The 15,713-nt window shown below is 63.8% G+C and carries 19 protein-coding genes; 18 read left to right on the forward strand and 1 reads right to left on the reverse strand.

Annotation, left to right across the window (positions count from 1 at the left end; translation table 11 throughout):
* Nucleotides 1–5: 5 nt before the first annotated feature.
* From ACUN0G_RS24285 to ACUN0G_RS24305, 5 genes are read left to right on the forward strand one after another with little or no spacing between them, the layout of a single operon-like run.
* The gene (locus ACUN0G_RS24285; protein WP_218264571.1) at nucleotides 6–362 is read left to right on the forward strand and encodes a hypothetical protein; all 357 of its coding nucleotides are present in this window, start codon (nucleotides 6–8) and stop codon (nucleotides 360–362) included.
* Entirely contained in the window at nucleotides 362–697 is a 336-nt protein-coding gene (locus ACUN0G_RS24290) for a tetratricopeptide repeat protein (protein ID WP_017477037.1), read from the forward strand. The genes ACUN0G_RS24285 and ACUN0G_RS24290 overlap by 1 nt, the downstream gene beginning before the upstream one ends.
* Nucleotides 694–2,832 carry a type III secretion system export apparatus subunit SctV gene (gene sctV / locus ACUN0G_RS24295; RefSeq protein ID WP_445574479.1) on the forward strand — a complete coding sequence of 713 codons (2,139 nt, stop codon included), beginning with the start codon at nucleotides 694–696 and terminating at the stop codon, nucleotides 2,830–2,832. The genes ACUN0G_RS24290 and sctV overlap by 4 nt, the downstream gene beginning before the upstream one ends.
* Nucleotides 2,829–4,109 carry a type II and III secretion system protein family protein gene (locus tag ACUN0G_RS24300; RefSeq protein ID WP_445574480.1) on the forward strand — a complete coding sequence of 427 codons (1,281 nt, stop codon included), beginning with the start codon at nucleotides 2,829–2,831 and terminating at the stop codon, nucleotides 4,107–4,109. The genes sctV and ACUN0G_RS24300 overlap by 4 nt, the downstream gene beginning before the upstream one ends.
* A gap of 14 nt (nucleotides 4,110–4,123) precedes the next feature.
* Nucleotides 4,124–4,504, forward strand: coding sequence for a hypothetical protein (locus tag ACUN0G_RS24305; protein ID WP_445574481.1), 381 nt, complete (start codon nucleotides 4,124–4,126; stop codon nucleotides 4,502–4,504).
* 833 nt (nucleotides 4,505–5,337) lie between these two features.
* Here ACUN0G_RS24305 and ACUN0G_RS24310 read toward each other — a convergent pair.
* The gene (locus tag ACUN0G_RS24310) at nucleotides 5,338–6,102 is read right to left on the reverse strand and encodes a tetratricopeptide repeat protein (RefSeq protein WP_445574482.1); all 765 of its coding nucleotides are present in this window, start codon (nucleotides 6,100–6,102) and stop codon (nucleotides 5,338–5,340) included.
* 48 nt (nucleotides 6,103–6,150) lie between these two features.
* Here ACUN0G_RS24310 and ACUN0G_RS24315 point away from each other — a divergent pair, with 48 nt between their 5' ends.
* From ACUN0G_RS24315 to ACUN0G_RS24375, 13 genes are all read left to right on the forward strand, one after another.
* A complete protein-coding gene (locus tag ACUN0G_RS24315; protein WP_445574483.1) occupies nucleotides 6,151–6,717 on the forward strand; it encodes a type III secretion protein in 567 nt (188 codons plus the stop codon).
* Between the two features lie 31 nt (nucleotides 6,718–6,748).
* The gene (locus ACUN0G_RS24320) at nucleotides 6,749–6,979 is read left to right on the forward strand and encodes a hypothetical protein (protein WP_003208330.1); all 231 of its coding nucleotides are present in this window, start codon (nucleotides 6,749–6,751) and stop codon (nucleotides 6,977–6,979) included.
* A 9-nt stretch (nucleotides 6,980–6,988) separates the two neighbouring features.
* Nucleotides 6,989–7,426, forward strand: coding sequence for a hypothetical protein (locus tag ACUN0G_RS24325; protein ID WP_093208136.1), 438 nt, complete (start codon nucleotides 6,989–6,991; stop codon nucleotides 7,424–7,426).
* Nucleotides 7,427–7,430: 4 nt separating this feature from the next.
* On the forward strand, nucleotides 7,431–8,213 hold the full coding sequence (sctJ, locus tag ACUN0G_RS24330) for a type III secretion system inner membrane ring lipoprotein SctJ (RefSeq protein WP_445574484.1): 783 nt from the start codon (nucleotides 7,431–7,433) through the stop codon (nucleotides 8,211–8,213).
* A complete protein-coding gene (locus tag ACUN0G_RS24335) occupies nucleotides 8,210–8,827 on the forward strand; it encodes a type III secretion protein (RefSeq protein WP_421553607.1) in 618 nt (205 codons plus the stop codon). The genes sctJ and ACUN0G_RS24335 overlap by 4 nt, the downstream gene beginning before the upstream one ends.
* Nucleotides 8,820–9,398 carry a FliH/SctL family protein gene (locus ACUN0G_RS24340; RefSeq protein WP_445574485.1) on the forward strand — a complete coding sequence of 193 codons (579 nt, stop codon included), beginning with the start codon at nucleotides 8,820–8,822 and terminating at the stop codon, nucleotides 9,396–9,398. Before ACUN0G_RS24335 ends, ACUN0G_RS24340 begins: the two co-directional genes overlap by 8 nt.
* On the forward strand, nucleotides 9,395–10,717 hold the full coding sequence (locus ACUN0G_RS24345) for a FliI/YscN family ATPase (protein WP_445574486.1): 1,323 nt from the start codon (nucleotides 9,395–9,397) through the stop codon (nucleotides 10,715–10,717). Before ACUN0G_RS24340 ends, ACUN0G_RS24345 begins: the two co-directional genes overlap by 4 nt.
* A gap of 723 nt (nucleotides 10,718–11,440) precedes the next feature.
* The gene (locus tag ACUN0G_RS24350; protein WP_258346806.1) at nucleotides 11,441–11,890 is read left to right on the forward strand and encodes a hypothetical protein; all 450 of its coding nucleotides are present in this window, start codon (nucleotides 11,441–11,443) and stop codon (nucleotides 11,888–11,890) included.
* Nucleotides 11,887–12,888 carry a type III secretion system cytoplasmic ring protein SctQ gene (gene sctQ, locus ACUN0G_RS24355; RefSeq protein WP_445574487.1) on the forward strand — a complete coding sequence of 334 codons (1,002 nt, stop codon included), beginning with the start codon at nucleotides 11,887–11,889 and terminating at the stop codon, nucleotides 12,886–12,888. Before ACUN0G_RS24350 ends, sctQ begins: the two co-directional genes overlap by 4 nt.
* Nucleotides 12,885–13,538, forward strand: coding sequence for a type III secretion system export apparatus subunit SctR (sctR, locus tag ACUN0G_RS24360; RefSeq protein WP_003208316.1), 654 nt, complete (start codon nucleotides 12,885–12,887; stop codon nucleotides 13,536–13,538). Before sctQ ends, sctR begins: the two co-directional genes overlap by 4 nt.
* A gap of 10 nt (nucleotides 13,539–13,548) precedes the next feature.
* Nucleotides 13,549–13,818 carry a type III secretion system export apparatus subunit SctS gene (gene sctS, locus ACUN0G_RS24365; RefSeq protein ID WP_445574488.1) on the forward strand — a complete coding sequence of 90 codons (270 nt, stop codon included), beginning with the start codon at nucleotides 13,549–13,551 and terminating at the stop codon, nucleotides 13,816–13,818.
* A gap of 6 nt (nucleotides 13,819–13,824) precedes the next feature.
* A complete protein-coding gene (gene sctT / locus ACUN0G_RS24370) occupies nucleotides 13,825–14,637 on the forward strand; it encodes a type III secretion system export apparatus subunit SctT (RefSeq protein WP_003208312.1) in 813 nt (270 codons plus the stop codon).
* Nucleotides 14,638–14,640: 3 nt separating this feature from the next.
* Nucleotides 14,641–15,687, forward strand: coding sequence for an EscU/YscU/HrcU family type III secretion system export apparatus switch protein (locus ACUN0G_RS24375; RefSeq protein WP_258346803.1), 1,047 nt, complete (start codon nucleotides 14,641–14,643; stop codon nucleotides 15,685–15,687).
* Nucleotides 15,688–15,713 lie beyond the last annotated feature (26 nt).

The raw sequence follows: 15,713 nt of genomic DNA on the forward strand, positions 1-15,713 counted from the left end.
CCGGGATGAAAGTCGAACCCCGTCCGTTGATTCCCAGTGATGTGCGCAGCGCGCCGGTGGAGGCGATCCGCCCGGTCAATTCGCGCCAGGCCACCGCCTTCGAGGCCGTGCTGAAAACCCGCAAGGTCCAGTCCCGCCGCTCCCTGCGCAGTGACCTTGAAGAACTCACCAGCGCCGCCGGCGTCGACTCGCTGCTGTTCGGCAGCGCACGGTCCCTGGAGTTGCTGGATCACGTGATGCAGCACCTGTTGCCGAACCTCGACGCCGAGCCGGAGATCAAGGCGCTGGCCCATGACCTGATCAGCGAGGAAATCGAGATGCGCCGCACCCTCGAACAACAACGCTCGGAGGTCCAGGCCTGATGTCCCGGAATAACGACGACGCCGTGCAATTGCTCAAGGGCATTGGCGAGCTGTACCGGCGCAACGGCCAGTCCCAGCGTGCGCTGGTGATGTTGCTGATTGCCGTGAGCGTGGCGCCCGACGACGGCCTGCTGCTGCGCTCGCTGGTGCTGGCGTTTACCGACAGCGGCGACTTCACCCGCGCACTCGCGGCCCTGGACCGCCTGGTGGCGCTGGAAGGCGAGTCCGCCAGCCTGTTGCTGCTGCGCGCCCGGGCGCTGTGGTACGGCGAACGCAAAGACGAAGCGCGCCAGTGCTTCAAACGCTACCTGGCTGCACGGAGAGTGGCGCCATGAACCTGCTCAATCGCCTGAACGGCATCGCGCGCATGGCCGCCCAGCGTACCGACGTGATCATCGTCGCGTTCATGCTGATGGCGATTGTGATGATGATCATCCCGCTGCCCACCTACCTGGTGGACATGCTGATCGGCCTGAACATTGCCCTGAGCATCCTGATCCTGATCGTCGCCTTCTACATCGGCCACTCGGTGGAATTCTCCGCGCTGCCACCGCTGATCCTGCTCAGCACCCTGTTTCGCCTGTCGCTGTCCATCACCACCACCCGCTTGATTCTGCTGCACGGCGACGCCGGCCACATCGTCAAGGCCTTCGGCGACTTCGTGATTGCCGGCCAGGTGGTGGTGGGCATGGTGGTGTTCCTGATCATCACCGTGGCGCAGTTCGTGGTGATCACCAAGGGCGCCGAGCGGGTCGCGGAAGTGGCGGCGCGCTTCACTCTGGACGCGATGCCCGGCAAACAGATGAGCATCGACAACGACCTGCGCAACGGCGATATCGACCAGGCCGAAGCCCGGCGCCGGCGCTCCCGCCTGGAGCGTGAGAGCCAGATGTTCGGCGCGATGGACGGGGCGATGAAGTTCGTCAAGGGCGATGCGATTGCCGGGTTGGTGATCCTCGCGGTCAACCTGCTGGGCGGCATGCTGATCGGCATGATCGAGCGCGACATGGCCTTCGGCGCGGCGGTGCACACCTATTCGCTGCTGACCGTAGGCGACGGTTTGATCGCACAGATCCCGGCGCTGCTGATCTCGGTAGCGGCGGGCACCGTGGTGACGCGGGTCAACAGCGACGGCGAAGCGGGTGACCTCGGCAGCGAGATTCTCAAGCAGTTGGGCGCCAGCTACCGGGCCCTCGGGTTGACCGCATTGATCATGGTGGGCGTCAGCGTGATCCCGGGGTTTCCGACCTGGGTGTTCCTCGGGTTGTCGCTGGTGTTCGGCGGCGCGGCGTTCGTGATGTACCGCCGTCATACCCGTGAACACCTGGTGGAACCCGAGGCGCTGATCGAGACCCTGGAGCCGGTGGTGGAGGTGCAGGCCGAGCAGGATTATGGCGTGGCCCCCGACACGCGGGTGCTGCTGACCCTCGGCAGCGCCTTGGCCCTCAGCGCACCGCGCCAGCTGTTGAGCCAGCGCATCGAAGCGCTGTGTCACGACATTCGCAGCGACCTCGGCGTCGACATGCCGGTGCCGGGCATTCACATGGACGCCAAGGCCACGCCGGGCAGCTTCCGGGTGTCCCTGGAAGGCGTGCCGGTCAGCGAAGGCGAGATGCCGATCAACTGCCTGTTGTTGCAGGACGATCTGGTACACGTGCAACTGCTGGACATCGCCACCCTGCAAGCCGATTCGCCCCTTAATGGCCGTGCCGCACACTGGATCGAGCGCCAGCACGAAGACGCGTTGCGCACCGCCGGCATCGGTTTCCTGCTACCGGATGAGGTGCTGCGCGGCGTGCTGGAGCGCAGCCTGCGCCGCTATGCCGCGGACTTCCTCGGCATTCAGGAAACCCGCCTGCTGCTTGAACGCACCGAAGCCACCTACGGCGAACTGGTCAAGGAAGCCTTGCGCCTGGTGCCGTTGCAGCGGGTGGCCGAGACCCTGCGCCTGCTGGTGGGAGAGGGCGTGTCGATCCGCAATCAACGGGCCTTGCTCGAAGCCATGGTGGAGTGGGGCGCCCGGGAAACCGACGCCGGCCGCCTCGCCGAACACCTGCGTGCCGCGTTGGCGCGGCAGATCAGCCATCAGTATGCCGACCGCAATCGGGTGATTGGTGCCCTGGTATTGGCGCCGGGCTTGGAAGACCAACTGCGCGCGTCCCTGCGTCGCCAGGAGCCCAGCCGCGAAGTGATCCCGGAAGAGGTCAACCGCGCCTTGCTCGCCCAACTGCGCCAGGCCTGCGACAAAACCGTCGAGGCCAACAGCGCAGTGTTGCTGGTGCATCCGGAATTGCGCCGCAGCCTGCGCCGCTTGGTGCTGCGCGGTGAACTGGAGCTGGCGGTGCTGTCGTTTCGCGAGCTGGCCACTGAATACAACCTGCAAGCGCTGGTGACCATCAGCCTCACCGATGCCTCCAACCGCCGTGCACCTGCCGCGGCTTCCGTCACTTCCCTGGCGTCTGCCTCATGATCCGTTTTTCTCTGTTGTTGCTGACGCTGGCGTCGTTTTTTTGCAGCGCCCAGGACATTGCCAATGGCGCCCAAGGCTCCATCAGCCTCGCCTCCGGTGAAGGCCGGATCCTGCATTTTGTGGCCCCGGTGGAGTCGGTGCTGGTGGCCGAACCGGGAATTGCCGACCTGCAAGTGGTGTCGCCCGGTGTGATCTATATCTTCGGCAAGGCCCCGGGCAATACCAGCCTGATTGCCCTGGGCAGCGACGGCAAACAGCTCGCCAGCTTGTCCCTGGCCGTCAGCAGCGCCACCCAGGCGGTGACCGCGCCGATGCAGGAATTGCATCCCGGCAATGGCGCGCAGATCAGCGGCGCGGGCAACCGCTTGATCGCCAAGGGCACGGTGCGCAGCGTGGGCGAGGCGACGGATTTGAATGCCTTGCTCAACCCCCAGGGCCAGGGTTTTCAGAGCTCGGTCAACACCACTGAATATGCCGGTGCGGCCCAGGTCAATCTGCGCGTGCGGTTCGCTGAAGTATCCCGCTCGGAGCTGTTGCACTACGGCGTGAACTGGAACGCCATGTTCAGCAACGGCACGTTTTCCTTCGGCCTGATCACCGGTGGGCCGTTGGCAGCGGCGACTGCGGGCGGACTGGCGGCGGCGGGCAGCGGCTCGGGCAATACCAATATCGACGGCATGCTCGACGCGTTGCAGGCCAACGGGATTCTGCAAATTCTGGCCGAGCCGAACATCACCGCCATGACCGGGCAGACCGCGAGCTTCCTGGCGGGCGGCGAAGTGGCGATTCCGGTGCCGGTGAATCGGGACCTGGTGGGGATTGAATACAAGTCGTTTGGCGTGTCGCTGCTGTTCAACCCGACCCTGCTGCCCAACGGCCGGATCGCCCTGCAAGTGCGCCCTGAGGTCAGCAGTGTGGTGAGTGGCGGCACCGTGGATTTCGGCAATTTCCATGTGCCGTCGTTCAGCGTGCGGCGGGCCGATACGCGGGTGGAAGTGGGCAGCGGGCAGACGTTTGCGATTGCCGGGCTGTTCCAGCGTGAGAGCAGCCAGGACATCGAGAAGCTGCCGTTGCTGGGGGATCTGCCGATCCTGGGCAACCTGTTTCGCTCCAAGCGCTTCCAGCGCAATGAAACCGAATTGGTGATTTTGATCACGCCGTACCTGGTGGAGCCGGTGCGCAGTCGCACCCTGGCCACGCCGCTGGATGCGCAGCCCGCCACCGCCGCAGCGGCGGGGCCGCGCAGTGGTGGGGCGTTTGGTTTTTACATGAATTGATGAGGGGGCATGTCATGAAAGTTTCGCGTTTGTTGATGTGTTTGCCCCTGTTGGTGGTGGGGTGCAAGACGCATCTGGCGCCGGTGTATTACTCATCGCAGTATCAGGCGGACGGGTTGCCGAGCCAGTGCCAGCAGCCGCCGGCCAAGGATGAGATTGGGCTGGATGAGGATTTCAAGGCGACCTTGCCGCTGGGCTGTGCCAACAATTTGAATTTGATGCAGATGGTGGAGCAGCGGCAGGATTTGAATCAGGGGCGGGCCACCGGGCCGGCGATGGCGGCGCCGGTTGGGCGGGCGGCGCAGGTGTATATCGAGGGGTTTGATCGAGAGCAGTTGCAGCGGCGTCAGGCTCAGCAAGAGGCCAAGGCGGGCGCTCCGGGAGCGGAGCAATGAACCTGCGTTCACATGTCCTCTGTGGGAGCTGGCTTGCCTGCGATAGTGGTATTCCAGGCCCAGCAGATCTATCTGCCACACCACAGTCCAACTGTGGGAGCTGGCTTGCCTGCGATAGCGGTATTCCAGGCCCAGCAGATCCATCTGTCACACCGCAGACCCAATGTGGGAGCTGGCTTGCCTGCGATAGCGGTATTCCAGGCCCAGCAGATCCATCTGTCACACCACAGTCCAACTGTGGGAGCTGGCTTGCCTGCGATAGCGGTATTCCAGCCCCAGCAGATCTATCTGTCACACCACAGTCCAACTGTGTGAACTGGCTTGCCTGCGATAGCGGTATTCCAGGCCCAGCAGATCCATCTGTCACACCGCAGACCCAATGTGGGAGCTGGCTTGCCTGCGATAGCGGTATTCCAGCCCCAGCAGATCCATCTGTCACACCACCATCCAAATGTGGGAGCGGGCTTGCTCGCGAAAGCGGACTGATAGGCGACCAGGATCTTGAAGCTTACCGCGTACATATCCATTCCTGCGGTAACGGCCACTTAGGGTTCCGCTCTTACAGCGGGTCACTTTTGGCAAACGCCCCAAAAGTAACCAAAAGGTCTTTGCCCCACCACTCGGCACCTCGCTCAGGCTCGGTGTGCCCTCACTCCGGCTTTGGAGCGTGGGCCGCCGCGATGGGCCATCCCTGGCCCAGCGCGGCTAACCCGGCGTCCTGCCGGGTTACCCACGCTCCAAAGCCTGCGTTCGGCCAGCGTGGTTTAACGGGGCCTCATAGATCAAAAGCAACGTCAAAAGCAGGGCAACAGCAAGATCAAAAACAGTTGGATTTAGTGCGTATCCACCAGCCCCAACTCACGCGCTTGCGCAATCGGATCGCTGATGGCTTTGATGCGGTTGGCTTCGGTGATCAGACGTGCGCGCTCAGCGGCCGGAATATCGTCCAGCGGCAAGCTGGCCACTCGTTGTTCGTATCCCGCCAATACCAGCACCAACAATTCATTGCGCTGATGCCGTGGCAACGCTCGGGGCGATTGGGTGACGGGGGCGATGGTGTCCAATGCCTGTTGCGCCTGGCCGCCAAGGGCGTAGGCCAGGGCCAGGTTGCAGCGGCTGTCGAGGTCGTCGGGTTGCAGGCTCAGGGCTTTGGCGAAGGCGGTTTGTGCCGTCACCGCCTGGCCGTTCAGCACGTGGGCGATGCCCAATCGGGTGTACGCGACCGGCGACTGGCTGGCCTCTGCGGCTTGCCCCAGGGCGGTCACGGCGCGTTGGGTTTTGCCCAGGCGCAGTTGCGCGGTGCCCAGGCCCAGCAAGGCGTCGGCGTTGTGCGCCTGGAGGCCGAGGGCTTGTTGGAAGGCGCGTTCGGCACCGGGCGCGTCGTTGCCGTCGAGCCGCGCCTGGCCGAGTTTGAGCCACAGGTCGATGCCGGCGCCCGGTTGCTGGGCCGCCCGTTCGTACAGCGCCGCCGCGCTGGCGTAGTCGCCGCGTTGGTTCAGGTCGTTGGCCAGCTTTACCGAGCGGTCGGAATCGCTCGGTGCAGTACTGGAACAGGCAGCCAGCAACAGGCTGCCGGCAAGCAAAAAGTGTTTGGTCATCGTCACAACTCGTTGGGCGAAGGCGGACGTCATGTAAGCATATTTTCCATGGCGCTCCTATGTCTGTCGGTGCTGTTTGGCGCCTCGATTGCCCACGCCGATGAAGAGCCCGAATGGTTTGCCAAACCCTACGCCTACGTATTGGTGGATCAGGACGTACGCGCCGCCCTCGAAGAATTCGGCCACAACCTCGACATCCCGCTGGTGCTCTCGGACAAGGTGCGTGGCAAGGCCCGCAGCACCGTGCGCGCCGCCACCGCCGGGGAGTTTTTGCAGACGCTGTGCAGCACCAACGGCCTGACCTGGTACTTCGACGGCAACCTGCTGTACCTCAATGCCAGCGACGAAATCACCACCAAGCTGTTCAAGGCCAACGCCCTGAACCTGGACCAGTTGCAGGCCTATCTGAACAACCTCGATGTGTTCGGCCAGCAGTTGTCGATGCGCAACGGCCCCGAGGGCGATGAAGTCTTTGTATCCGGGCCGCCGCCGTACCTGGCGCTGGTCCAGCAGCATGTGGATCACCTGCAACCCAAGGCCGCGGCGCCCGTCGTGGCGCGCGAGCATGGCGTGCGGGTGTTTCGCGGCGCCCAGGTGAGCACTGAAACCCCTTGATTCACCCCAACCCCAGTAAAGGAGCATGACCATGTCCGTAACCGCCGTAGACAGCAACCTCGCCCCCGGTGGCGCCAGCCCTGAAGCCAAGTTCAACGCCGCGGTGGATAACGCCAAGAGCGCCGACAAACCGGAGATGACCGACGCCGAATTCACCGATGCCCTGATCACCCAGGCGGTCACCATCGGCGGTCAATTCATCATCATGCCCAAGGCGCAGGAAATGCTGAATGACGCCATGTCCGATGACGACGAAGAGTAGGGCGCACCCATGACCATCAGTCTCGCTGCCAGCGCCACGGCCTTGCCGCCGTCCGCCGGCGCGGGGCCCGCCGGGGCCTCGCAGAATCTGTTCGAGCACATGGCCAATACGGCCAAGGGCATGCCCGAGGGCGCCAGCCCCCATCAGATCGGCTCGGGCCTGATGGAGCGCCTGAACAGTTTTATCGACCGCTCCCGGACCTTTTCCGAGCGCGCCGATTTACTTACCAATAACCCGTCGGCGCCGCCCCAAGTGGCCGCTGCGGATATTCGCACCACGGGTGCCTCTCCCTCCGCAGAGCCGGGCAAGAAAGTCGCCGAGCAGCAGGTCGACCAGATCGTCCATTCACTGGGCAAGATGTTCGACTACTCCATCGAAACCCAGATGGTGGTGCGCGGTGCGACGCAGATTTCCGGTTCCGCCAACACGCTGCTCAAGGGTCAATAACGCCATGCCAAGCCCGAATCGTGCCCTGCGCCTGCTGCTGATCGGCCTGCTCGCCAGCCTCTTGCAGGCCTGCGACATGGACCTCTACACCAACCTCAGCGAGCGCGACGCCAACGCCATGGTCGCGGTGCTGCTGCGCGACGGCATCCCGGCGACGCGTAAGGTGCAGGACAACGGCCAGTTGAAAGTGGTGGTCGACGAACAACGCTTCGCCGAAGCCATGACGCTGCTTGACAACGCCGGCCTGCCGCAGCAGAGCTTTTCCAATATGGGCGAGGTGTTCAAGGGCAACGGCCTGGTGTCGTCGCCGGTGCAGGAGCGGGCGCAGATGATCTACGCCTTGAGCGAAGAACTGTCCCACTCGGTGTCGCAGATCGACGGCATCGTCTCGGCGCGTGTGCACGTGGTGTTGCCGGACAATGACCTGCTCAAGCGGGTGATTTCGCCATCGTCAGCCTCGGTACTGGTGCGCTACGACCCGGGCACGGATATCAATACCCTGATCCCGCAGATCAAGACCCTGGTGGCCAACGGCATTTCCGGCCTGAGCTACGACGGCGTTTCGGTGACGGCGATCAAGGCCGCCGTGTCCATCAGCCAGAACCCGGCGCAACCGCGATTGGCGCGCTTCATGGGCCTGTGGCTGTTGGAAGACAACCTCAACCAGGCACGGTTGCTGTTCGGCGGTTTGCTGCTGCTCGCCCTCGGCGCGTGTGGCGTGTTGGCCCGTCAACAATGGGCGCGGCGCCAGTCCCAGGCGTTGTATGTGCTCAAGGAGGGTGAATGAGCCTGGTTGAACGTTGGCAGGGCCTGATCGCCCAGCCGTTGCAGTTTGTGCGCGAGCAAAGCCTCGGCGAGTGTTTCGGCGAAGGCCTGCCGGTCGAGGTGCTGCAAGCCTTGCACGGGCAGCCGCGTTTTCGGTCGCGCCTGGAGCAGTTGCTGGCCAGCCATTATCAGTTGGCGCCGCTGGCGCATCTGGTCACGCCACCCGCCGCCGATTTGCCGGTGTTGCTGCTGAACCCGGGGCAATTTGAGCGATTGCCCAGGCTGTGTGGCGCGATCTGGCATGCCTCGACCCTGAGCCGGGAGATCCGCCGCGAAGTGGTCAATGAACTGCGCGAAGGCCTCGGTCAGGAAGCCTTTGCCCTGGCCCTGGCGAACCGGCAGTTGGGCGGCGCGGCCGACCTGCTGCGGGAGCCCGCCGAGTTGATCGACGCCATCGACCGCGATGGCCTCACCTGTGTCGCCGCCTGGTTGCAGGCCCAGCCTGCCGAGTTGCAAGGCTGGCTGCCCCTGCGGTTTGTCGCACCCAAGGGCTACAGCGGGCGCTTGCCCCGCGACCTGGAAATTGTCCAGACCGTCGCTGCCCGGTTGCTCTCGGAGGAGATTGCCCATGAGTGAATTACCCAGCCGTCCCGCCGCGCGGATTTTGCGCGCCGATGAAGCGGCGTTGTGGACCGACGGTTTCGCCTTCGTGCAAGCCGCCAAGGAACACGCCGAGCAGATCAAGGCCGACAGTGAACAGTGGCTGCACACCGCCCGTGCCGAAGGCTTTGAGAGCGCCCGCCGGGAAGGCGCCGAACAGGTCGCGCAGCTGCTGCTGGAAACCCAGGCCAAGGTCCAGCATTACCTGGCCGGGCTTGAAGCGTCGCTGGCGGATTTGGCCCTGGGCATCGTGCGTGAAGTGCTCGGCGAGCTGGATGACACCGACCGCGTGGTGCGTTGTACACGCCAGGCGTTGAGCGCGTTTCGTCAGGGCCAGGCGCTGACCTTGTGGGTGCCTGCGGCCGAAGTGAGTGCCCTGCGCCAACAGTTGCTGAAGGACGGCATTGCCGTGGAGGCCGATGCGCAATTGAGCGCCGGCCAGGCCCGCCTCAGCAGCCCGGCGGGCTCGGTTGAGTTGGGGCTGGAAGCGCAGTTGCAAACCTTGCGCCGCAGCCTGTTGCCCTTTGCTGAAGAGGGCGTGGCATGAACCTCAATCAACTGCTGCCGCGCCTGACCGAGCGGCTGTCCCAGGCCCGCTTGCGTCCGATGCAAGGCACGGTGCTGAGTATTCGCGGGGTATTGCTGCGGGCCAGCGTAGCGGGGGCGAGCATCGGCGAGCTGTGTCATTTGCGCGATCCGGTGAGTGGCCGCAGCCTCAGTGCCGAAGTGATTGGGTTTGATGGTGATGAAGCGATCCTGTCGCCCATCGGTTCCATGGAAGGCCTGTCGACCCGTACGCAAATCATCGCCACCGGCGAAAGCCTCGGTGTGGCGGTAGGCGATGCGCAACTGGGGCGGGTGATCAGCCCCATGGGCGAGTTTCTTGATGGTGACGGTGTACCGCCGAGCTTGAACTTGCAGACTTACCCCTTGCATGCCGAGCCGCCGGCGCCGTTCTCACGGCAACTGATCGTACGCTCCATGGCGTTGGGCATTCGCTCCATCGATGGTTTGCTGACCCTTGCCCAGGGCCAGCGCATGGGCATCTTTGGCGAACCCGGGGTGGGCAAATCCTCACTGTTGGCGAGCATCATCCGCAACAGTGAAGCCGATGTGATTGTGATCGGCCTGATTGGCGAGCGGGGCAGGGAAGTGCGCGAACTGCTGGACGTGCAACTGGACGCCCAGGCCCGCGCGCGGACCGTTGCGGTAGTCGCCACCTCCGACCGCCCGGCGGCTGAGCGGGTGCGTGCGGCGTTTGTCGCCACCACCCTGGCCGAGTACCACCGCGACCAGGGCCGCAACGTACTGCTGCTGATGGACAGCCTCACACGGTTCGCCCGGGCCCAGCGCGAAATCGGCCTGGCGGTGGGTGAGCCACCGACACGTCGCGGTTATCCGCCGTCGTTTTTTGCCACCTTGCCCAAGTTGTTGGAGCGCGCCGGGCCGGGGCCCACCGGCAGCATCACCGCGCTGTACACCGTGCTCACCGAAGGCGACGCCGCTAGCGATCCGGTGGCTGAGGAAGCGCGTTCGATCCTCGACGGGCACATCGCCCTCAGTGCCGAACTGGCGCAGCGCAACTACTTCCCGGCGGTGGACGTGCTGCGCAGTCGCAGCCGGTTGATGGAGCAGGTGGCGGGTGACGAACACAAGCGCCTGGCAATGCGCATCCGTGAATTGATGGCGCGCTACGGCGAAATCGAAATGCTGATCCGCGTCGGCGAGTACTCCGCCGGCAGCGACCCCCTGGCCGACGAAGCGATCACCCGCCATGGTGCGATCGAAGCCTTCCTGCGCCAAAACGCCGACGAACCCAGCAGCCCCGAACACACCTTGACCCGCATGCGCCAGGTGCTGGCATGAGCTTGAAAGCACAGCAAGATCCAGCGTGGGAGCTGTCGAGCTTCAGCGAGGCTGCGATGGCGTCAGTGCAGCCAACATCAATGTTGCCTGACCCACCGCTATCGCAGCCTCGCCGGGGCTCGACAGCTCCCACATTTGATCTTCATGCACTCCTTGATCCGTATGCGCCAGCTGCTCACATGAGCCTGAAAGCACAGCAAGATCCAGTGTGGGAGCTGTCGAGCTTCAGCGAGGCTGCGATGGCGTCAGCACAGCCAACATCAATGTTACCTGACCCACCGCTATCGCAGCCTCGCCGGGGCTCGACAGCTCCCACATTTGATCTTCATGCACTCCTTGACCCGCATGGGCCAGGTGTTCGCATGACCCCGAAAGTGCAGCGCGATCCAGTGTGGGAGCTGTCGAGCTTTAGCGAGGCTGCGATGGCGTCAGCACAGCCGGCATCAATGTTGCCTGACCCACCGCTATCGCAGCCTCGCCGGGGCTCGACAGCTCCCACATTTGATCTTCATGCACTCCTCGATCCGCATGCGCCAGGTGCTGGCATGAGTCCGAACGCGCAGCAAGGTCCAGTGTGGGAGCTGTCGAGCTTCAGCGAGGCTGCGATGGCGTCAGCACAGCCGACATCGATGTTGCAGCGTTGCCGGGACTCTACAGCTCCCACATTCGATCTTCATGCACTCAGTGAGTGCGCTGTTGGTATGACGATGGAGAAAAGAACCGATGAAGACTGAACAACTGCGCACCCTGCAAACCCTGCGGGTGCTGCGGGAACAGCGGGCGGCGAGCCAGTTGGCGGCGCAGCAGCAGCGCTGCGCACAAACCCACGGCGCCCTGACTGATGCCAAGGAGCAATTGCGCCTGCACCGTGAAGCCGTTGCCCGTGAAGCCGGCGAGATTTACGCCTCACTCACAGAGGGCTTGTCGGTGGCCAGTTGGCAAGCGGCCCAGGATCGTCTGCGGGGCTTGTCCGACGATGAGCGCTTGCTTGAAGGCGACGTCAGCCAAGTCTCCAGCACCCTGCAAACCCAGGAGCGCGAGCGTGAGCTGTTTCGCCAGGAGCGCCTGAGCCGCCAGCGCCAGTCCGACGCCTGGCAAAGTCTGCTGGACGGGCGTGAAAGCAGCGAACGAGTGGCCGGCGAGCTGCGTGAAGAACAAGGGCTCGGCACATGATCGTCGCCCTTGCCGACCCGCTGGGCCCTTGGCTCGAACACCACGACCCGGCGCTGCTCACCGTGCATAACCAACTGCACCGCCGGCGCCATGCGTGGCAGGGCCGCTGCGCCGGGCAGGACTTGAGCGTCGCCTGGGCCGCCGATCCGCAGCCACTGAAAAACCCCCGGGATGTGCAACTGCTGCTCGGGCAATCACCGGTGCGCCTGCGACTTTCGGCTGCCGCCCTGGAACAGGTACTGGTGCCGCTGGCGTTGCAGTTTGACGCGCAGGTGCTGCCGTCATTGCCGCGCTCGCTGTTGCTGGAGCTGGCTGTGCTGGATCTGATCGAGCGCCTGGAACCGTTGCTCGGCCACCCCGTGCAGTTGCTCGAAGCCAGTGACGATGCGCGGTCTTACCCCGTGCACCTGGCGCTGACATTGACCTTCGGCAACACCCTGCCAATGGCCGCCCAGCTTGACCTGAGCGAAAGCGCTGCGTTCCTGGTGGCGCAGTTGCTGGAGCAACACGGCCAGGTCCAGGCTGACCCGTTACCCGCACTGCGCCAGACACTCTCGGTGCTTACCGGGCAGCAATGGCTGAGCCTCGGTGAGTTGCGCAGCCTGCAGCCCGGCGATGTGCTGATGCTCGAAGCCGGCAGCGGCCTGCTGCTGGACCTTGACGGCCGCCTGCAAGCCCGCTGCCGGCGTGACGGCTCATCGCTGCAGCTACAGGAACCTTTGAAATCGCCCCTTTTGGACATGGAGAACACAATGACTGATGTCGATGCCGCCGCGGCCCTGGACGATTTGCCCCTCAAGCTGGTGTGCCAGGTCGGCAGCCTGGAACTGACCCTGGCGCAGTTGCGGGAGCTGGGGGCGGGCAGCCTGCTGCAACTGAATACGCCGACGGTGGATGGCGTGGACCTGATGGTCAACGGCCGCCGCGTCGGCCAGGGCCAACTGGTGAAGATCGGTGATGGCCTGGGTGTGCGCCTGTTGAGTTTCGCCACCCCATGACCGGTTATCAGCCGAACCTGATCGAGATCATCCTGGTGGTTGCCACCATCGGGTTGATCCCGCTGGCGGTGGTGACCCTCACCGGCTTCATGAAAATCTCGGTGGTGCTGTTCCTGATCCGCAACGCCCTGGGCGTGCAGCAAACGCCGCCGAACCTGGTGCTGTACGGCATCGCGCTGATTCTCTCGGTGTACGTGACTACGCCGTTGATTGGCGACATGTACCGCCAGGTGGAAGGGCGCGACCTGAACATCGAGCACGTCGAGCAACTCAAGGACCTCGGCGACGCCTTGCGCCCGCCGCTGCAGGCGCACCTGGCGCGGTTTGCCAACGAGTCCGAGCGCGGCTTTTTCGTGCAGGCCACCGAGACCATCTGGTCGCCGGAAGCCCGTGCCGACCTGCGGGATGACGACCTGGTGGTGCTGATCCCGGCGTTTGTCAGTTCGGAGCTGACCCGGGCCTTCGAGATCGGGTTCCTGCTGTACATCCCATTCCTGGTGGTGGATTTGCTGGTGTCCAACGTGTTGATGGCGATGGGCATGTCGATGGTCTCGCCGAACCTGATTTCGATCCCGCTGAAAATCTTCCTGTTCGTGTCATTGAGCGGCTGGTCGCGCCTGATGCACGGTTTGATTCTGAGTTACGGCTGAGGCACGACCCATGGGCCAGGACGTTTTCCTGTCATTGATGAAACAGGCACTGATGACCGTGCTGATGCTCTCTGCGCCGGCGCTGGGGGTAGCGATTATCGTCGGCTTGAGCGTGGGCCTGTTCCAGGCGCTGACCCAGATTCAGGACCAGACCTTGCCCCAGGTAGTGAAGCTGGTGGCGGTGCTGCTGACCATCGTGTTTCTGGGGCCGTTGCTGGCGGGGCAAGTGGCGGAACTCGGCAGCCAGGTGCTGGACAACTTCCCGCTGTGGACGCGCTGACCCCCCATGGATGCCAGCCTTACCGCACAGTTTCTCGAAGTCGCCTACCCGGTGATCAGCTCGGCCTCGCTGGCCGCCTGCCGGGCCATGGGCGTGGTGGTGATCACCCCGGCGTTCAACCGCCTCGGGCTCACCGGGATGATTCGCGGCTGCGTGGCCGTGGCGATTTCGATCCCGATGTTCATGCCGGTATTCGACGCCATGACCTCGATGCCCAACCACGGCAGCCTGTTTATCGCCGGGTTGCTGATCAAGGAATTCCTGATCGGCATCCTGATCGGCCTGTTGTTCGGCATACCGTTCTGGGCGGCGGAAGTGGCGGGGGAGTTGATCGACCTGCAGCGTGGCTCGACCATGGCGCAACTGGTGGACCCGTTGTCTACCGGGGAATCAAGTGTGATGTCCACGTTGCTGACGGTGATGTTGATCACGCTGTTCTTCATGTCCGGCGGTTTTATCCTGATGGTCGACGGCTATTACCACAGCTACCAGCTCTGGCCGGTGACCGCGTTTACCCCGGTATTTGCCAGCTCGGCGTTGCTGGCGGTGCTGTCGATCCTTGACCAGATCATGCGCGTCGGGGTGCTGATGGTGTCGCCGCTGATCATCTCGCTGCTGGTCACCGACCTTATGCTCGCGTACCTGTCGCGCATGGCGCCGAACCTGCACATTTTTGACCTGTCGCTGCCGGTGAAAAACCTGTTTTTCTCGATCCTGATGGTGATCTACATCGGCTTCCTGATTCCCTTGATGCTGGACCAGCTGGCAGAGTTTCGCGGCACCGTGGAGCTGCTGAAAACCCTGGCGGGCATGGAGTAAGGCATGGGCGATACCAGCGAAGAAAAATCCCAGCCGGCCACGGACAAGAAGCTCAAGGACGCGCGCAAGAAGGGCCAGGTCGCCAAGAGCCAGGACCTCGTCTCGGGCATGGTCATCCTGTTTTGCACCCTGTGCATTTCCATCCTCGCACCTCGGGCCCAGGCCCAGGTCACCGCGCTGATCGACCTGACCGCGCAGATCTACATCGAACCCTTCGCCACGGTGTGGCCACGGGTGCTGGACCATGCCGAGCAACTGGTGATCGGCATCACCTTGCCGGTGATGGCGGTGACCACCGGGGTGGTGATCCTGACCAATATCATCACCATGCGCGGCTTTGTGTTTTCCGTGGAGCCGATCAAGCCGGAGTTCAAACGCATCAATCCGGCGGAAGGCTTCAAGAAGCTGTTCGCCTTGCGCAATTTTGTGGAATTCATCAAGGGCCTGATCAAGGTGCACGTGCTGGCCGTGGCGTTCTACGTGGTGGGGCGGCACGCGTTGCAGGCATTGATGGAGTCTTCGCGGTGCGGCGCCGGGTGTATCGAATCGACGTTTTTCCTGGTGCTCAAACCGCTGGTGTTTACCGTACTCGCCGCTTTCATCCTGGTGGGCGGGGTGGACGTGTTGATGCAACGCTGGCTGTTCGGCCGCGACATGAAAATGACCCGTAGCGAGACCAAGCGCGAGCGCAAGGACATTGACGGCGACCCGCTGATCAAGAGCGAGCGCCGGCGCCAGCGCCAGGAGATGCAGGCGTTGGCCACCAAGCTGGGGTTGGGTCGGGCGTCGATGATGATCGGCACCACCGACGGCTGGGTGATTGGCGTGCGCTATGTGCGTGGAGAAACGCCGGTGCCGGTGGTGGTGTGCCGGGCGTCGCCGGAGGAAGCGTTGGGGATGTTGCAGGAGGCGTTCGACCTGGGCATCCCGCAGGCACCGGACAAAAACCTGGCGCAGGCGATTGCCAGGAAGACCGTGCCGGGAGATCCGGTACCGGATGCGTCGTTTCAGGCGGTGGCGGACTGGTTGGTGGCGGCACGGTTGATCTGAGGCCGGCGGGCAGCGCTGGAACCGAT

Source organism: Pseudomonas sp. 32A (genome assembly GCF_052682255.1).